The sequence below is a fragment of the Chryseobacterium sp. CFS2 genome (assembly GCF_036543225.1).
GTDB lineage: Bacteria > Bacteroidota > Bacteroidia > Flavobacteriales > Weeksellaceae > Chryseobacterium > Chryseobacterium culicis_A.
Genome location: NZ_JAZHQU010000001.1, coordinates 271,576 through 289,777 on the forward strand (window position 1 = coordinate 271,576; position 18,202 = coordinate 289,777).

General features: G+C 36.7%; 15 protein-coding genes. 6 read left to right on the forward strand and 9 right to left on the reverse strand.

Features of this window, described 5'->3' with window-relative positions:
• Nucleotides 1–68 precede the first annotated feature (68 nt).
• Genes ODR02_RS01260 through ODR02_RS01270 form a run of 3 tightly spaced genes read right to left on the reverse strand, consistent with a single transcriptional unit; the run spans nucleotide 69 to nucleotide 1,789 of the window.
• Nucleotides 69–881, reverse strand: coding sequence for a tetratricopeptide repeat protein (locus ODR02_RS01260; RefSeq protein WP_309511391.1), 813 nt, complete (start codon nucleotides 879–881; stop codon nucleotides 69–71).
• Nucleotides 878–1,444, reverse strand: a complete 567-nt coding sequence (locus ODR02_RS01265; protein WP_209785142.1) for a phosphatase PAP2 family protein — start codon at nucleotides 1,442–1,444, stop codon at nucleotides 878–880. The genes ODR02_RS01260 and ODR02_RS01265 overlap by 4 nt, the downstream gene beginning before the upstream one ends.
• A 3-nt stretch (nucleotides 1,445–1,447) precedes the next feature.
• Nucleotides 1,448–1,789: a Sec-independent protein translocase subunit TatA/TatB gene (locus tag ODR02_RS01270; RefSeq protein WP_105683551.1), complete on the reverse strand. Its 342-nt coding sequence runs from the start codon at nucleotides 1,787–1,789 to the stop codon at nucleotides 1,448–1,450.
• 420 nt (nucleotides 1,790–2,209) lie between these two features.
• Here ODR02_RS01270 and ODR02_RS01275 point away from each other — a divergent pair, with 420 nt between their 5' ends.
• On the forward strand, nucleotides 2,210–3,154 hold the full coding sequence (locus ODR02_RS01275) for a hypothetical protein (protein WP_309511392.1): 945 nt from the start codon (nucleotides 2,210–2,212) through the stop codon (nucleotides 3,152–3,154).
• A gap of 85 nt (nucleotides 3,155–3,239) precedes the next feature.
• On the opposite strand, the gene ODR02_RS01280 is transcribed toward ODR02_RS01275, so the two are convergent.
• The 3 genes from ODR02_RS01280 to secD form a co-directional block, all read right to left on the reverse strand.
• Nucleotides 3,240–4,040: an arylamine N-acetyltransferase family protein gene (locus ODR02_RS01280; protein ID WP_309511393.1), complete on the reverse strand. Its 801-nt coding sequence runs from the start codon at nucleotides 4,038–4,040 to the stop codon at nucleotides 3,240–3,242.
• 103 nt (nucleotides 4,041–4,143) lie between these two features.
• Nucleotides 4,144–5,397 (reverse strand): TCR/Tet family MFS transporter, encoded by a 1,254-nt coding sequence (locus ODR02_RS01285; protein WP_309511394.1) that lies wholly within the window; start codon nucleotides 5,395–5,397, stop codon nucleotides 4,144–4,146.
• Nucleotides 5,398–5,576: 179 nt separating this feature from the next.
• Nucleotides 5,577–8,486: a protein translocase subunit SecD gene (secD, locus tag ODR02_RS01290; RefSeq protein WP_209785148.1), complete on the reverse strand. Its 2,910-nt coding sequence runs from the start codon at nucleotides 8,484–8,486 to the stop codon at nucleotides 5,577–5,579.
• 217 nt (nucleotides 8,487–8,703) lie between these two features.
• Here secD and ODR02_RS01295 point away from each other — a divergent pair, with 217 nt between their 5' ends.
• Nucleotides 8,704–10,071: a PQQ-dependent sugar dehydrogenase gene (locus tag ODR02_RS01295; RefSeq protein ID WP_309511395.1), complete on the forward strand. Its 1,368-nt coding sequence runs from the start codon at nucleotides 8,704–8,706 to the stop codon at nucleotides 10,069–10,071.
• Nucleotides 10,072–10,290: 219 nt separating this feature from the next.
• Here ODR02_RS01295 and hemN read toward each other — a convergent pair whose 3' ends face one another.
• From hemN to ODR02_RS01310, 3 genes are all read right to left on the reverse strand, one after another.
• Nucleotides 10,291–11,649 (reverse strand): oxygen-independent coproporphyrinogen III oxidase, encoded by a 1,359-nt coding sequence (hemN, locus tag ODR02_RS01300; RefSeq protein WP_309511396.1) that lies wholly within the window; start codon nucleotides 11,647–11,649, stop codon nucleotides 10,291–10,293.
• 178 nt (nucleotides 11,650–11,827) lie between these two features.
• Entirely contained in the window at nucleotides 11,828–12,859 is a 1,032-nt protein-coding gene (locus tag ODR02_RS01305) for a glycosyl hydrolase (protein WP_309511397.1), read from the reverse strand.
• 49 nt (nucleotides 12,860–12,908) lie between these two features.
• Nucleotides 12,909–14,426, reverse strand: a complete 1,518-nt coding sequence (locus ODR02_RS01310; protein ID WP_209785152.1) for an amino acid permease — start codon at nucleotides 14,424–14,426, stop codon at nucleotides 12,909–12,911.
• Nucleotides 14,427–14,874: 448 nt separating this feature from the next.
• On the opposite strand from ODR02_RS01310, the gene pnuC reads away from it, so the two are divergent.
• From pnuC to mltG, 4 genes are all read left to right on the forward strand, one after another.
• Nucleotides 14,875–15,546, forward strand: coding sequence for a nicotinamide riboside transporter PnuC (gene pnuC / locus ODR02_RS01315; RefSeq protein ID WP_309511398.1), 672 nt, complete (start codon nucleotides 14,875–14,877; stop codon nucleotides 15,544–15,546).
• A 4-nt stretch (nucleotides 15,547–15,550) separates the two neighbouring features.
• Nucleotides 15,551–16,237: a hypothetical protein gene (locus tag ODR02_RS01320; protein WP_309511399.1), complete on the forward strand. Its 687-nt coding sequence runs from the start codon at nucleotides 15,551–15,553 to the stop codon at nucleotides 16,235–16,237.
• An 89-nt stretch (nucleotides 16,238–16,326) separates the two neighbouring features.
• Nucleotides 16,327–17,094: a diaminopimelate epimerase gene (dapF, locus tag ODR02_RS01325; protein ID WP_309511400.1), complete on the forward strand. Its 768-nt coding sequence runs from the start codon at nucleotides 16,327–16,329 to the stop codon at nucleotides 17,092–17,094.
• Nucleotides 17,095–17,126: 32 nt separating this feature from the next.
• Entirely contained in the window at nucleotides 17,127–18,152 is a 1,026-nt protein-coding gene (mltG, locus tag ODR02_RS01330; RefSeq protein ID WP_209785156.1) for an endolytic transglycosylase MltG, read from the forward strand.
• The last annotated feature ends 50 nt before the right edge of the window (nucleotides 18,153–18,202 follow it).

An 18,202-nucleotide genomic window follows, 5' to 3' on the forward strand; every position in this document is an offset into this window, starting at 1 on the left:
TCTCTATCTCTTTATTCGTTTTTTAAACTGTTAGGTAAGGATTTATTTAAATGATTGGGTGCTTTTATTTATTTCTTGATACATTTAGCGTAAACATCCGTCAATACTGCTTTTTCATACCCAAGAGTTACTGCTTTATCGAAATTTTCGCAGGCTTCTTTAAGTTTGGAGGTATCCATCAGAATCATAGCTTTGCTCACATAAGACTGAGCAAATTTCGGATCTATAGAAATCGCTTTGTTGGCATCTGCAAGAGCTTCCTTATATTTTTTCATTTTAAAATAAACATCTGCCCTCCCGTTATAAAGCAATGATTCCGGTTTTTCGGCAAGAAGCTTATTATAATCTTTTAAAGCGCCGTCCAGATCGCCATTATTTTTTTTCAGATTGGCAAGTCCTGTTTTTGCAAAAAGATTATCAGGAGCAAAGGTCAGAATCTGATTAAGGTCTTTGATGGCCAGATCTTTTTTTCCCTGACTGTCATAAATTTTGGAACGCGTAAGATATAAATCCGGAGTTTCAGCATTCACCTGAAGTCCCTTTTCTATATATTCCAATGCTCTTATCTTATTTCCTTTCTGACTGTAAAGTGATGAGAGGTTTGCATATACAGAAACCGACATAGGATTTGCTTTCAATGCAGATTCGTAGGATTTAAAAGCCTGAGTCGTTTTTCCAAGCCTTCTCTGAGCTGTACCAAGGTAGTCGTAATATTCCGATTGAAATTTTTGAATCTGTTCTTTCTCTGCCAGTTTTAAATACTGCTCTTCAGCACATTTATAGTCAGCTTTGTTAAAACATTCTTCAGCCAGTTTTTTATCCTGGGCATAAGAACTAATGAAGAAACAGAGGGAAGTTACTGCTAATAAAGTTTTTTTCATGAAGTTATAGTTTGTTTGTTGATGACTTTTTTGGCGAGTGCACCAAATATCACTCCCAATAAAGATCCAACAAACGCCCCCACCAAAATATCTATCGGGAAATGCACTCCTAAATATATACGGCTGTAGGAAACTACTATAGCCCACACAAATATAGCATATGGAAACCATTTAAGTTTATTTTTTAATAAAATACTTAAAAAGGAAGCCAAAAAGAATGTATTGGAAGCATGAGCAGAATAAAAGCCAAACTGTCCGCCACACTTCACAATTCTCATGTGATGTTCCAACGTAGGATCATGACAGGGTCTCAGCCTTGCCACACCATACTTGAAAACACTGGCCAACTGGTCAGAAACCGTTGCCCCGATAGCCAAAAATATAAGGATAAAAACTAAAGATCTTAGTTTATAATTTTTGTATAAAAAATAAAGAAATATAATGTAAAGAGGCACCCAGATCCAGGTACTTGAAATCAGCATCCAAAACTGATCGAAAGATGAATCCCCTAGATTATTAAGGTAAAGAAATACCTTCTTATCTTCCTGAATAATTTCCTCCATAGATTATCTGCTTACAGGTCCTTCATAAGTCTCATCATCTGCCGGCTTCGGTTTTGGAGGCTCATTAGAAGCTACAGAAGTAGGTTCTGTCAGAATATCTTTCTTGATATCATTCATCGGGTTGAAATCCTTTGCAGCATCTTTTACCTTTTCAATCTCACGTTTGATTTCAGAAACAGGATTATCTGTTTCCTTCATGATTTCTGTTTTAATATCTTCCACTGCTCCACGCATTTTTCTAACGCCTGCACCTAGGTCACGCGCAATCTGAGGCAGTTTATCCGGACCGAATAATACAACGATTGCAATGGCAATGAGTGCCATTTCTCCAATGCTTAATTCCATGGCGTAAAATTACAAAAGATTATTGCATTTATGGACTGTAAACTAAAAATTTAAACAAATTTTAAGATTTTATAAAGTTCTGGGCGTTCGGGTTAAGAGGTTTATTTTGTTGCTGGTTGCTGGTTCCGAGTTTTTGATGTTGGTACGGGTTTCAAATTTATTTTGTTACGAGGTAAGAGTTGCGTGATTGAGCGTTATTTTGTTGCTGGTTGTTTTTGTTGCTCGTTAACTCAAAACCTTAAACCCTGAACTTTAAACTCTCTAATCCCTAATCCCTATAACATAATCCCTATAACCTATAACCTGCTACCTAACATCTGCCACCTCCTACCTACGAATTAACAAATATTTAATTCAAAACAATGAGAATTACACAACAATTATGTATATTTATAACACACAACCAAATACATATTAATTATGAAAAAACTAGTGACTACCTTTAAAGTTTTCGCCGTGTTATCGGTATTGGCACTCAACAGCTGCCAGAATGAAAACAACGAAATGAGCCAGCAGGAAATAGTTCAGGCTAAGGTAACGGTAGATGAACTGAAAAAAGAGATCACTTCTCTTCCTTCACAGGCTGTTCCTGAAGCGGTACAAATTCAATTGGATGAATCCGGCAAAAATCTTGAAACCTATTTAAAAAATGATTTACAGATTGTTGGTGTAACTGTCCTTGGAAAAATTTCAGACCAGAAAGGTATTGAGCTTTCCAAAAGCCTGATTACAGATAAAGATCAGTTCATTGCATCCGGAAACATACTGGATCCATCCTCTGTAAAAATCGGAAAAATTGGAGATTTATATAGCAGAGATGATCTGACAACCGCCCAGCAGGGATTAAAAGAGGTTATCTCTGAAGAAGTAAAACCAGGCATCAATGTGATGGAAGTAACATGGAACAGCAAAAGCGGGAAATTTACCACATTATGTTTCTATGGTGATTCGGGAATTATCTGGGATAATATCTTTGGAGGTCTTGTGATGATGGATACCCGTGGGCATTCTGAAGCATCCGACGAAGCTTCTAAAGTAGCATCTAAATGGTATAAACAATGGTGGACAGCCAACTGGCTATGGGGCTCTAAGAGAGGTGAAGCCGGGTATCAGATTACCATTTATTACTCCGGTTCTACAGTTTCCAATGCAGATGTAAGTGATTGGGGATATATCAGTTTAGGAAAAGCAAAAAGCGAAAGTAAGATTACCAAAAAAACAGGCGCTTACGGGCAATGTCGTTATGCGTTAGGACTTTGTACGCCTACAGGTTCTTTGAGCTTTAATTCTACTAATTTTTCTGTATCATTCTCTGGATTAGGCAGTAATATTGTAAGTAACGGGACAAAATCCCTTTATCCATAATTTTTCATAAAAATCAGATTTCAAAAAAACGGGAAGCTCGCTGAGTTTCCCGTTTTATTTTATACAAAGGCTGTATCACAGCCTGCTAAACTCCGGCTTTTGATTTTAAAGCCTCTATTGCATTTTCTTTTAGTCCAAAAGTATTAGTCAGTATTTCATACAACTGCATATCATTTTCTATCGATATGGATTCTTTTTCACCATGATCAGACCGGATGTTCAACACATGGTCTGTATACGTATAACGGACATTCTCGTCTACTTTTGAAAGGATCAGTTTGTTCTTAAAATGAGAATCCGGATGAGTAGATAAATACCAGTTGGAGATCTCAAGATCAATAGGCTCTACATGCTCAGGAATGAAGCGGTATACCGGAAACCATTGTTCTTTTAACATCCAGAGGGTATAGGTTTCTTCTCGATGGGAAACTTTAAATATTCCGTTGGGAGTTTGCTGCTGTTTTTCTTCATTTAAAAGAATCGGTGCCGTAAGGGTAGCCGTTCCAAATCCGCAGTCTATGATATACTTTTCTCCTTCAAAATCAACAATAAGTAACAAATGGGTTTGTGCAGCAACACTGTCTTCCTGTCTGCCCCATACTACCCTTCCCAGCTGAAGCTTTACGTTGAATCCTAAATATTTTAAAACTTCGCTTAAAAGCAGATTTTGTTCATAGCAATATCCACCGCGAGATTCTATAACCAGTTTTTTGAAAATATCATCTAAATTCAGAGAAGGAACTTTTCCTGTATAAGAATCAATATTCTCAAAAGGAATATACTTAGGATGAAGCTGATGTATTTTTTTCAATACCTCCATACTCAACTCCGGAATTCCGGTGAAATGAATCCGTTCAAAATATTTTTCCAGGTCTACTATATTCATAATTTGTTTCTTTGTTTTAAAAGTGAGCAAAACTATTTCTGTAAAATTATTGAATAGATTAACCCAAAGCAGTAGACATGTTCAGAATAGAACAAATCTATTGTTAATGAAAATCTTTTTTCGATGCTAAATCAACTCCATCTTTCCTTTTTTTCTGAAAAGCAGAATACGTAATCACTACGCTGGCAGCCATTAAAATAAATGCTAAAAAGAAAGGTGCTCCGGAAAACTTGAATGGTGCTTCATCGTGGGTAAAATAGTAAAACAGATTCGTCATCATCGGAGGTCCGATAATAGAGGTAGCACTCATCAAACTCGTCAATGCTCCCTGAAGCTCTCCCTGTTCATTGGAAGGAACACTTTTTGTGATGACAGACTGTAAAGCCGGTCCACAAATTCCTCCTAAACAATAAGGCACCAAAAATACAAACATCATCCAGCCTTCTGATGCAAAAGCAAACAACAACATTCCTACCGCATAGAAAGCCAATCCGTAATAAATACTTTTCTGCTCTCCCAGCCTTGGTGTTGTCCACCGGATAAGACCACCTTGTACAAGGCCTACCAATAGTCCTACAACTCCTAATGAGATTCCCACCATTCTTTCCGTCCAGCCGAACTTATACATGGTAAAGAAACTCCAGTTACTTTGTACAGCGTGACCTGCAATATAAATTAATATCAATGAAACGATCATTCCGGAAATTTCAGGGTGTTTCCCTAAAAACTTAAATGAACCTATAGGATTGGCTCGCTTCCAGTCAAATTCTCTTCTTTTATCTTTATCCAAACTTTCAGGAAGGATGAAATACCCATAAAGGAAATTAAGTAAACATAAACCTGCTGCAGCATAGAAAGGAACTCTGGCACCATAATGTCCAAGAACTCCGCCCAGAACAGGTCCTATAATAAATCCAAGACCAAAAGCTGCCCCTATCAGTCCAAAATTTTTGGCTCTGTCTTCATCAGTGGAAATATCTGCGATATAGGCACTGGCCGTTGTGACACTGGCACCCGTAATTCCGGCAATAACCCTTCCTAAAAACAGCCACCAGATGGTAGGAGCTAAGGCAAGGAAGATATAATCTACCGCAAATCCAAAAAGAGAAATCAGAATAATAGGTCTTCGTCCGTATTTATCACTCAGGTTTCCGACAAGCGGAGAGAAAATAAATTGGGTAAATGCATAGGCAAATCCCAGCCAGCCACCATATTTTGCAGCTTCGCTGATATCTGCATGAATGAGCTCCTCAATCAATTTAGGAACAACGGGAATGATGATTCCCCATCCTGTAATATCTATCAGTAAAGTAATAAATATAAAGCCTATAGCTGCTTTTTTCTTTGAATTTTCCATGATGGTGCAAAATTAATCAAATCTGGAAAATAATGATTCTAAATTATGAATAGTTAATATGAATACTAAAAAAATGTAAAGCCAGTAGGATCATAAATAGCTGATCGTAATTTTGACTTTGACCTTAAAAAAAGACCGTTTCTTTTGAAACGGTCTTTACTAATTTATTGTAGTTTGTATTACTTTGAAGCTAGCTCTTCTTTTGCAGAAGTAGACTTTCCATGTACCTCTTCTTCTTTTCCTGTTTTCAGGAAGTCGTAAGCAATTGCAGACGCAACAAAGATAGATGAGTAAGTACCGAATCCAATACCAATTAACATTGCAAACATGAATCCTCTCAGGTTATCACCACCGAAAATGAAGATGGCAAGGATAACCAAAATCGTAGTAAATGAGGTGTTGAATGTTCTACCTAATGTACTTGAAATAGAGTCATCAAAAAGACCTGCTAATGTTAAAGATTTTTTCTCTCTCAGGTATTCTCTAATTCTGTCGAAGATAATTACCGTATCGTTGATTGAGTATCCCAATACCGTAAGAATCGCAGCGATGAAATCCTGATTGATCTCCATGTTGAATGGCATATATTTGTGAAGCAATGAATATGCTCCTAAAATAATTACCGCATCATGGAATAGAGCAGCAACCGCTCCAAGGGAGAACTGCCATTTTCTAAATCTTACCAAGATATAGACAAAGATCATTGCTAATGCAGCTAATACCGCATAGATACCGTGAGTCTGAATATCATCAGCTACAGAAGGTCCTACTTTCTCAGAAGAAACAATTCCTGCGTGGTCTTTATCAGCAGATTTGAAATCTTTCAATGTAGTTCCTGCCGGTAAGTTTGATTTTAAACCTTCAAATAATTTCTGTTCAATAATCTGGTCAGCTTTTAAAGATTCATCTTCGATAAGGTAATCTGTAGAAATCTTTAATTGCTTATTGTTTCCGAAAGTTTTAGCTTCTACAGAAGAGTTTTTACCATCTTCCGTTTTGAATAATGCTACTAATTTGTCTTCAACATCTTCAGCTTTTACATCTTTATCAAATCTTACCACATAGTTTCTACCACCGGTAAAGTCGATACCGTATTTGAAACCGTGAGTTGCAATTGAAATGATACAAATAACTGTAAGAACAGCAGAAACAATGTATGCATATTTTCTCTTTCCAATGAAATCGATCCATGTATTTCTGAATAGATTCTTCGTAGCCGGAGTCCAAACAGAAAGTCCTTTCCCTTTATTTAATCTTGAGAAGATCATTACTCTTGAAAGCAATACGGACGTAAACAAGGTCATTAAAATACCGATCATTAACGTCAATGCAAAACCTTTGATAGGTCCTGTTCCGAAGAAGAACAATACAACCGCCGTTAAGAATGTTGTCGTGTGACCGTCAATAATCGCATTCAATGCATGTTTGAAACCATCTTTATAGGCTTCAAGAATACTTTTTCCTGCAAATAATTCTTCTTTGGTTCTTTCATAAATGATAACGTTCGTATCGACCGCAACTGCCATCGTAAGAACGATACCCGCGATACCTGGAAGCGTAAGGGTAAAGTCACCCGAATCCATAATACCGAAAATATAGAATAAGTTGATTACCATTGCAATTACCGCATAAACACCAGCTCCACCGTAGTAGAAAATGATATAAACAATAATAATTGCGAATGCAATAATAAACGACATTAAACCAGAGTCAATAGCCTCCTGCCCTAAAGATGGACCTACAACGGTAGCCTGAACTACTTTTGCTCCTGCAGGCAATTTACCAGCCCCTAAAACATCTACTAATTCTTTAGCTTCTTCCTGAGAGAAGTTACCAGAGATCTGAGTTCTACCGTTAGGGATAGCATTTACAACGTTTGGAGCGGTGTATACTCTGTTATCAAGAGTTACTGCAACAGGTTTCCCTACGTTTTTCTCCGTTAATGTTTTCCATTCTTTTGCTCCTTTGGAGTCCATCTGCATGTCTACCACTACTCTGCTTAGTTCGTCGTAGCTGATATTTGCAGTTTCTACAGCACCGTCTACCGGAGCTTTTTGGTTAATGTTACCTCTGATTGCATACAATACTAAGCTTTCAGCATCTGTAGCTTCAGGTTTGTAACCCCACATGAACTGTGTATATTTAATGTTAGCCGGACGTAAAGACTGACCTACTTTGCTGTTTAAAATTTTATTTACAACTGCAGTATCAGATAATTTTACGTTAGCAACACCATTCGTTCTTAATTTGTCAAGCTGTAAAAGGCTCATGAAGTTCACATTTTTTGCTACTCCCATAGAATCTCCTTTTGCAGCAACCATAGTGGTCAACGTTTGGAAATAAGGTGCAATTTCAGGAACCTGCTGTACTTCCCAGAACTGAAGTTTTGCGGAAGTCTGAAGCATTTTCTTCACTTTGTCGATATCCTTCATACCAGGCATCTCCACAGAAATCCTTGCCGTACCAGGTACTCTTTGAACGTTTGGCTGGATGGCTCCAAGCTTATCAATTCTCGTTCTGATAACCTCAAAAGCTGTTCCTACAGACGCATCAATTTTTCTTTTAACAATGCTTTTCACCTGCTCATCAGGAGTGTTGTACTTCACCTCAGTAAGGGTTGTGTTTCCGAAAATTTCCGGATCTGCCAACTTAAGGTTTGTTCCTTTAGCTTTGTTAATTACATCGAACTGTTCGAAGAAATTGTCGATGTAAGGTCTTGTAGAATTCTTCTGTGCTTCATCAGTTTTGTTTAAAGCCTCAATCAGAACAGGATTTGTAGAATAATTGGTTAAATCATTCACAAGATCTCTTTGGTTAATCTCCAAAAGAACGTTGATCCCTCCTTTCAAGTCAAGACCAAGTTTCATTTCCTTGTCTTTGGCTTTAGTGTAATAAAGTTTTGTGAATCCTAAATTCAAAGTATCCTTAGAAAGTCTTGCGATTTCTTTTTGATACTTCTCCGGATTGTCTCCTGCAATAGCAGTTGCCTGCTTTTCAATTTTGCTGGCGTACCATGTTGGTAATAGCTCGTTTAAGCAAATCAACCCTAGTACAATAGCGACAATTGTAATAAGTCCTTTTCCTTGCATTTTGTTATAACTACGTTAAATTAAGTCGGCAAATATAATGATTTTCTTGTATTTTATGAATTTTTAACAACAGAAATGGTTTATTTCCAGATATATTGGTATTGTGATTTCTATTTAAGATTTAACAATTTTTTCATGCTATCATAATGAAGTTTTCAAAATATGATTGGTATAAAATTTTCATTCACTTCACCAACACACTAACTATCACAATATTATGAGAAAACTACTTTTTTGCATCAGTACTTTTTCTTCCTTAATTGTTAATTCTCAAAGCCTTAATTTGGAAGAATTTGCCACGGGACTTACCAGTCCTGTAGAGATTACGAACGCCAATGACAGCCGGCTTTTTGTTGTACAACAGAACGGTATCATTAAAATTATTCAACCCAATGGGACAATTAATCCCATTAATTTCCTGAATATCGGAACGAAAATTGTTTTTGGTGGCGAAAGAGGCCTTCTTGGCCTTGCATTTCATCCTCAATATCCTGCTAACGGATATTTTTTTGTGTATTATAACAATCCTTCAGGAAATATTATCGTCGCAAGGTACAGTGTAAGTTCAACAGATCCCAATGTTGCCGATCCCGATTCAGAAAAAATCCTTCTGAATATTCCCAAACCATTCGACAATCACAACGGAGGAAGCATTCATTTTGCTCCTGACGGAAAACTATGGATCATCACCGGAGACGGAGGAAGTGGTGGCGACCCCAACAATAATGCTCAAAACAAAAATATTCTGCTTGGAAAAATGTTGAGAATAGATGTAGATGCTACTGGTCCTTACAATATTCCGCCAGACAATCCTTTTGCAGGAGCCGGAGTAGCTGGTGCCGATGAAATATGGGCATATGGCCTCAGAAATGCATGGAAATTCTCTTTTGATCTGACTACCGGAAATGCAATGATTGCCGATGTAGGACAAGGAGCTATTGAGGAAATCAACAAAATGCCGATTACTCAGGCTGGCCTGAACTATGGATGGCGCTGTTATGAAGGAAATGATTCTTACAATCCAGCAGGATGCGCTGCACAGTCTACCATGACCTTTCCTATTGCAGTTTATGATCATTCCGGAGGAAAATGTTCTATAACGGGCGGTTATGTCTACAGAGGAACTCAATATCCTTCACTTCAGGGAAAATATTTCTTCGCAGATTACTGTTCTACCCAAATTGGAATGTTGGATAGCAATAATGCCATCACCTGGACGACTCCTTATTCCGGAAATAACTTTTCTACTTTCGGAGAAGACTATCAAAAAGGATTATATGTAGCCGCCGTGAACAGTGGAAAAATCTTTAAAATATCAACGGGAACTCTGGCTACTCAGGAAAATACGTTAGCCAGCATTAAAATCTATCCTAATCCTGCTTCAAAAGAGATTTTTGTTGAGGGTATGAAAGATAAAAAAGCAACCCTGGAAATCATCAGTGCGGAAGGAAGAAAAGTACTGGAAACCAATCAGATTACGAATGGTAAAAGTATTAATATCTCCCATATCCCTGCCGGAGTATATTATATCAATCTAAAATCCGGAGAAATGAAATCTTACAGTCAGAAATTGATTATTAAATAGTAATACCTGGATGTAAACGCAAATGGAACGCAAAGGTTTTTAAAATTCTATGAAAAAGGATCGCCAAGGTGTTTCACTAAGCAAAAAAATTTCACTAAACACAATGGGCTTGCGAACAAAAAGATAAATCAAATTATAAAATCTTTTCGAACTTTGTGTTTAAATAAAATAAACCCATAAATCAATAAAAAAGCGGTTCAGATCTGAACCGCTTTTGTTTTATATTGTCATTGAGAAAATTCTTGTTTCCGGCTTATTCCTCATCATTCTTAGGTCAAAAACCATTGCCACATTTCTTGTGAATGCTCTCCCGGCTTCTGTAATTTTAACTTCAGTTCCGTTGATCTCAACCAACCCGTCATTTTCCATTTCTTTCAACATTTCCAGTGCATTTTCAAGCTCAGGGAAAGAGTTGTTGATATCAAAAGTGGTTTCAAGCTGACACATCAGATTCAGAATATGTCTTCTTACGATCAGGTCTTCTTTACTCAGAACGTGTCCTTTTACAACAGGAATTTCACCTTCTTCAACCATCTTCTGATATTCTTCCACAGTTTTTACATTCTGTGCAAAGGCATACCATGAATCTGATATTGCAGACATACCAAGCCCTACCATCAGCTGGGTTTTACTTGAAGTATAGCCCATGAAATTTCTGTGAAGTTTTTTATGAATCAAAGACTGGTACAGATCATCATGTTCAAGAGAAAAATGATCCATCCCTACTTCAATATATCCTAAATCCTGAAGAAGTTTTTTACCATCTTCATACAAACGGCGTTTTTCTTCACCGCTTGGCAGGTCATTTTCATCAAAACCTCTCTGTCCCACTCCTTTTACCCATGGAACGTGTGCATAAGAATAAAAAGCTAATCTATCAGGTTTCAATTCCATTGTCTTTCTGATCGTGTGTTCCATAGCCTCCCAATTCTGGTGTGGCAATCCGAAAACCAGATCATGGCTGATTCCTCTATACCCGATTTCCTTGGCCCATTCAGTAACGTTTTTTACGTTTTCGAACGGCTGGATTCTGTTGATTGCTTTCTGAACTTTAGGATCATAATCCTGAACCCCAAAACTTACTCTTCTGAAACCAAGATCATACAATGTCTGAAGATGTTCTTTTGTGGTATTGTTAGGATGTCCTTCAAAAGAAAATTCCGGGTGTTCTGCAATGTCTACTGTTGAGAAGATTCCTTCTAACAATGTTCTTAAGTTTTCAGGAGAGAAAAACGTAGGAGTACCGCCTCCCAAGTGTAATTCTTTCAGTTTAGGTCTTTCGTTGAAAAGATCAAGATATAATTTCCATTCTTTTAAAACACTTTCCAGATAAGGAACTTCAACACTATGTTGTTTTGTAATACGCTTATGGCATGCACAGAACGTACACAAAGCCTCACAGAAAGGTAAATGGATATAAATAGAAATTCCCTCCTCTGCATTGCTCTCATGAAAAGACCTGATTACGGTTTCCTTCCATTTTTCCGGTGAAAATGTTGATTCATCCCAATATGGAACGGTAGGATAAGAAGTGTAACGTGGTCCGGGAATATTATACTTATCTATTAAAGAGTTCATTTTGAAAATTAAAATTTTATAAGGGTATGAAATTTTACCTCATTAAAATTTCATCTTACAAAATTAACCATAAGTTATGAATTTTAACCTATGAATTATATTAGGTTCTATTTTATAATGAGTCTAAATACGTATGATCAGGCTTTTGACCAATAGTGATAAATTCTATCTCTGCTATTTAAAATTTTAATTTCATAACAGCAATTTTATTATTTCCGGCAAGAACAACCTTGTTACCATCAATCCATTGGCAGACAAAGAAGCCTTTCTCATCAGAAATTTTCTTCCATATCTTCCCAAAATCAGAGGAATAGCTGATATGTTTGTCTCCCACTGCAACAATCTCTTTCCCTTTGGAACCCGGTTTTATTTTCACACAGGTTGTATAGCCTGCATTCTGCCCTGAAGCCTGAATCTGCCAGGTTTCACCACCATCATTTGTGGTGGCAATATTATTGATATTGGCATCTTGCTTTGTATAATCACCTCCTACAGCAATCCCGAAATGGTCTTCAAAAAAATCGATGGAATATATTCCCTGTGAAGACTCTCCCTGAATGAAAGGGGTTTCAATAATCTTCCAGTCCAATACTTTCTGCTTAAAGATCCTGGAAGCCTTCCCACCTGTTGCAATCCAGAGGATGTCCTTGTAGGAAGCAATATTGGTATTGCTGGCGGCAAATGCGGCTTCACCTTCCTTTAGTTTTACTTTCTCGTGATTACCCATTGGAGGATTCCATGTCTCGTACATTTTCTTATGAGGGAATAACAATGCCAGCTTCATCAAAAGATTTTTATCAGGATCACTGAACGTTATCCCGTATCCATCCTTTACAAAATGTAAAGCATCATAAAAAGCCGTTTTAGCAGTATCTTTAAAGACAATCTGTGATTTCAGATCTTTTTTATCAATTTTAAAGAAGTAAGCAGGACTTTCAATGTTGATGGCATAGAAAGAGGTTTTATCCTGTGCCAACGTCCTGAACTGAAGTTTATCTTCGGAAAGTTTTATCTGCTTCTGATTTTTATAATCTTTCAGATCTACAAACCCGAATTTGGAATCTGTACCGCTATACCAGACCTTATTGTCATATAACTCAAGCGCTCTGATACTGATTTTATCAGTAAGAATTGTTTCAAGGCTTTCCACCTGTTGGGAAAATGCAGTAAGTCCTAAGGACAGAAATAAAAGGGTGAAAATATTTTTCATATTATAATCTTTGGGACAAAAAAAACCGCCGAAGCGGTTTATATTATTATTAATCTTGGTTCTGATATTTTTCAGGATTGTTCAATTTACTGTTTGATTTTCCGTAAAGGAAGTATACTAAACCTCCTAAGAACAACCATACTGCGGAAAGTTCCAATGCATGAGCACTTAGGTTAAAGATCAAGTAAATATTGATGAATACACCCAATGCGACTACTATTTTATAAGCAGGAACTTTGAAAGGTCTGATCAAATTAGGTTCTTTTTTTCTCATTACCCAAACAGCAATACAAACCAGTGTAAACGCAAACAGGGTTCCGAAACTTGTCATATCTGCCAATGTCGAAATTGGTGTAAATGCAGCGATCAATGCGACTACAACTCCTAGCAAAATAATTCCTTTATAAGGGGTTTTTGTTTTTGGATGAAGATCACCAAAGAATCTAGGAATCAATCCGTCTTTTGCCATTCCGATGAATATTCTTGATTGTCCCATCATCATTACCATTACTACAGAAATTAATCCTACAGTAGCTGCAATTGTGACAACGTTACTCGCCCAGTGTTTTCCGGCAATTTCGAAAGCATACGCTACAGGAGCTTTAATAGCATCAGGATATTTCCCTTCAGGATTAAAGTCTGTATAATGCATCATCCCTGTCAATACAAGAGATACACAGATATACAAAGCCGTACACACTAATAATGAAGCAATAATTGCAAAAGGAACATCTTTTTTAGGATTAATAGCCTCTCCAGCCTGTGTAGAAACAGCATCAAAACCAATATAAGCAAAGAAAATAGCGGCTGCTCCGGAAATAATACCTTTAATACCATAAGCGGAGACCAGATCACCTTCAGAGTTTTTAATCTGTATTGGATCTGGAATAAAAGGCTTCCAGTTTTTAACACCATCTACAGCGTTATAAAGATCAGTATTAGAGAAAATAATATACACCCCAGCGATAATTACAAAGATAACGGCAGAAGTTTTCATTAATACGATCAGGTTATTAGCTCCTGCTGCTTCTTTAGTCCCTTTTACCAATAATGCTGTAATTAAAAGAACAAGAATGAATGCAGGCAGGTTCATTGAAAAACCATCTCCGGTATAACTTGAAGGATCCGATGTCAGATAGGCAGGTAAATGAATATTAAAAATTTTCAAAAACTTGTTAAAATATCCGGACCAACTCACGGAAACGGCCATACTCGCCATGGCATACTCGAGGATGAGGCACCACCCCATGGCCCATGCAAAAATTTCTCCTACAGTTCCATACGCATAAGCATAAGCTGAACCTTCTACAGGAATAATGGATGCAAACTCTGCATAACATAATGCAGCAAAAACACAGGCAATACCTGCAATGATAAAGGAAATGGCAAGTGCTGGTCCTGCATGATAATAGGCTCCCGTTCCCGTAAGAACAAAGATTCCACCACCGATGATAGCACCCACTCCAATTGCTGTTAAACTCCATTTTCCAAGGACTTTTTTCAGCTCACTTTTCTTCATATCTGCCTCATAGGCACTTAGTGGCTTTTTAACCCAAATTTTCGACATGTTTTTTTATTTATTAAGGATTTACGAAAATATAAAAAATTTAGAAACTCTCACGTTAATCGTTAAAATTTCATCATTTATTTTACATTAAAGACTTTAAAAACCTGACCAGCACCTTATTCATAGTATTTCACCAACATGAAGTTTTCCCGTTCTGATTCTCAACCACAGAACCAGGAAGTCAGTAATAATACAAATATGCCGTAATCTATATTCTTACAAAAAAAAAGAATGTAGAGATATATCATGATGGTTGTAGTTTGAAAACGTCGGTAATGTCATTATAATCTTACAACTTCTTTACCGTCCTAAATAAACAGAATTTCTCAATAATCATCACTTCCTCATTGAATTTTCACAAATCGGGAAACTTTGCAGGAACATTATTATATTTGATAACCTGTAAGGAACTTCTAAAAAAAAGTAAAATTTCTTTATTTTTGAGGGTATGAATTTATATGATCTTTTCATAAAGCCTTATGAAGGCTATGATACTTTACAGATTATGTTGGAAACTTCGGCAGCCATCTTAGGAACTCTGAGTGTGTATTTTTCGATAAAAAAGAACATCTGGGTATATCCTACCGGCATTATTTCTACGCTGATCTATGTTTATATTCTTTTCAATTTCGGTCTGCTAGGAGACTGCCTGATCAACGTTTATTATACTGTAATGAGTATCTACGGATGGATTTTATGGGCCAGGAATTCAGAAGATCATATTCATGTTGATGTCACCTGGGCTCTCAAAAAAGAATGGATCTATGCCGGCTTGCTTTTTATACTGAGTCTGGCACTTGTTACCCTTATTTACTATTACAAACCTTATATTGATAATCAATTTTCGATGGAAGGAACCAGTCTCGGATTGTATCATCTGGACTGGGCAAACTGGATGGATGTTTTCACAACCTCAATATTTTTGGTAGGAATGTGGTTGATGGCCAAACAGCGCATTGAGAGCTGGATTTTCTGGATTATCGGGGATCTAATTTGCATTCCTATGATGATTTTTAAGGGACTTGGAATCACTTCGGTGCAATATTTGGTATTTACTATAATGGCTATCTTAGGATACGTCAATTGGAAAAAAAGTTTTAAAGAAAAAAAAGTACAATAAAGTCATGAAAAATTTATTTAAAATAGCAGTCAGTATTTTTGCTATTACCAGTTTAACATCTTGTTTAGCATATACCGACGGATACGGAAGCAATAATGGAGGTTACGGTTATGGTGATCCTTACTATAACAATGGGTATTATTATGCTCCTTCCGGATATTACGGAAATGGAGGATATTATGGTAATGACGGCTATTATTACAGAAACAACGTTAATTACTACTATGATAATGGAATTCCTTATTACTATGACAATTATAATAACTCCAGAAGAAAAGTCTATGTAGAAAGAAGATCTTCTTCTTCTTCAAGACCTCAAAACGGATTCCAGAATACACGTACAACGAACAGTAACGGTTCATATAATAATAGCGGAGGATTCAATAATAATAGAAACTCCAACAGCAACAGTGGATTCAGAAACCAAAATAGTGGTTCTCAAAACAATCAGGGTAATCAAAACAACAGCGGATTCAGAAACTCCAACAGTAACAGCGGATTCAGAAATCAAAGCAGCGGCAATCAGAGCAACCAGGGAAGCCAGAATAACAGTGGTTTCAGAAATTCCGGAAGCAGCAGCAGCAGCAGATCAGAATCTTCCGGTGGTGGATTCAGAAACAGCTCAGGCAGCCAAAGCAGCAGTTCCAACAGTTCCAGCAGACAGCAAAGCAGTGGCGGAGGCTTTAGATAAAACGATTATAAATAACAAAACGAACAGTTAACACTGTTCGTTTTTCATTTAAAATATAGTAATTTTGCTGCTTCATTTAACAAAAAAATATGGAATTTTATAAATATCAGGGAACAGGAAATGATTTTGTAATGGTAGACAACCGTGATCTGCAGTTTACTAAAGATAAAGACATTATTGAAAAATTATGTGACAGACGCTTCGGAATTGGTGCTGACGGTCTTATTCTATTGGAAAACGATCCTGACTATGATTTCAAAATGGTGTACTACAATTCCGACGGAGGAGAAAGCACCATGTGCGGAAACGGAGGAAGATGCCTTGTTGCTTTTGCTTTTTTCCTGGACATTTTTGAAGATAAATGCAAATTCATTGCAACAGACGGCGAACATGAAGCTGAAATCCATAACGGAATCATTAAATTAAAAATGATCAATGTAGATACCGTTTCACATGACGGAAATGACTTCGTTCTGAATACCGGATCTCCACATTATGTAAAATATGTAGAAAATCTGAAGGATTATCCCGTGTATGGCGAAGGATATGGCATCAGAAATTCTGAAAAATATAAAGAAAAAGGAATCAATGTGAACTTTATAGAAAAAATTTCCGATAATGAGATTTTTGTAAGAACCTATGAACGAGGCGTTGAGGACGAAACTTACAGTTGTGGAACAGGAGTTACAGCTTCTGCTTTAACTTTTCTGCAAAAACATAATCTAACCTCTGTAAAAGTTAAAACTTTAGGCGGAAATCTTAAAGTATATGCTGAAAAAAGCGGTGATGCTTTCCAGAACATTTGGCTGGAAGGTCCTGCAAAGCAAGTTTTTAGAGGTAAGACAGATCTTCTTTAAAAACAAAAAACTTTTAATCAACATTTATAAGAATGAAAAAAGCAATTCTCATTGTCATTCTGCTGATTTTTGTAGTCGCAGGATTTTTTGGTTTGAGATTTTATAATAAATATTTAGGGAATAATGTAGAAAAGGACGGTTATGTCCTGATTCCTCACAGAGCAGGCTTTAAACAGATCCTAGACTCTATTGCTCCTTATATTAAAGACAGGGAGTCATTTGAAGCGGTAGCTAAAGAGAAAGGTCTTGATACCAATTTTAAAGCAGGGCGTTATCATATCGAAAGGGGAACAGGCAACAAGAACCTTGTCAATATGATCAAAGCAGGTAACCAAGCCGCAAATTCTTACAGAATCGGTGATTTTGGGGATATGTATCAAATGATCGGTAAGGTGACTAAAAAAACAGAAATTGATTCACTGCATTTTGTGAATGATCTGGATGCCGTTGCGCAGGAGAAAGGCTATAAAAATGTTGAAGATTTAAAAAAGTATTTTTTCATTGATACTTATAATTTTTTCTGGACGGTAAGCCCAAGAGAATTTTTTTCCAAGTTCGAGAATCAGTATAATGATTTCTGGACGAGCGAAAGAAAAAACAAAGAACAGCAGTCTGGCCTTACAAGAGATCAGATTTATGCTTTGGCTTCTATTGTTTATAAGGAATCCGGAGGAAAAAAGGATGAAATGAAAACGATTGCCGGATTATATTTAAACCGTTACAGAAAAGGAATGAAGCTTCAGTCTGATCCTACGGTAATCTATGCAATCAATAAGCAGACTAATTTTAAAGAACCTATAAAAAGGGTATTATATAAGCATTTATCTACACCATCACCTTATAACACGTATGCCAATGCTGGGATTCCTCCGGGGCCTATCTGCGTAGTGGATAAAAATTCAGTAGATGCTGTTTTAAATGCTGAAAACAACAATTATATATTTATGTGTGCTGACCCAGCAAGATTTGGATATCATAAGTTTACAGCAAGTGCAGAAGAGCACGCGGTGAATGCAAAAGCTTATCAGGACTGGCTCAACTCAAAAAATATAAAATAAGTTTAGAAAGCACCTCAAAATTTATACAGTTAGTAAAAAACATAAAACCA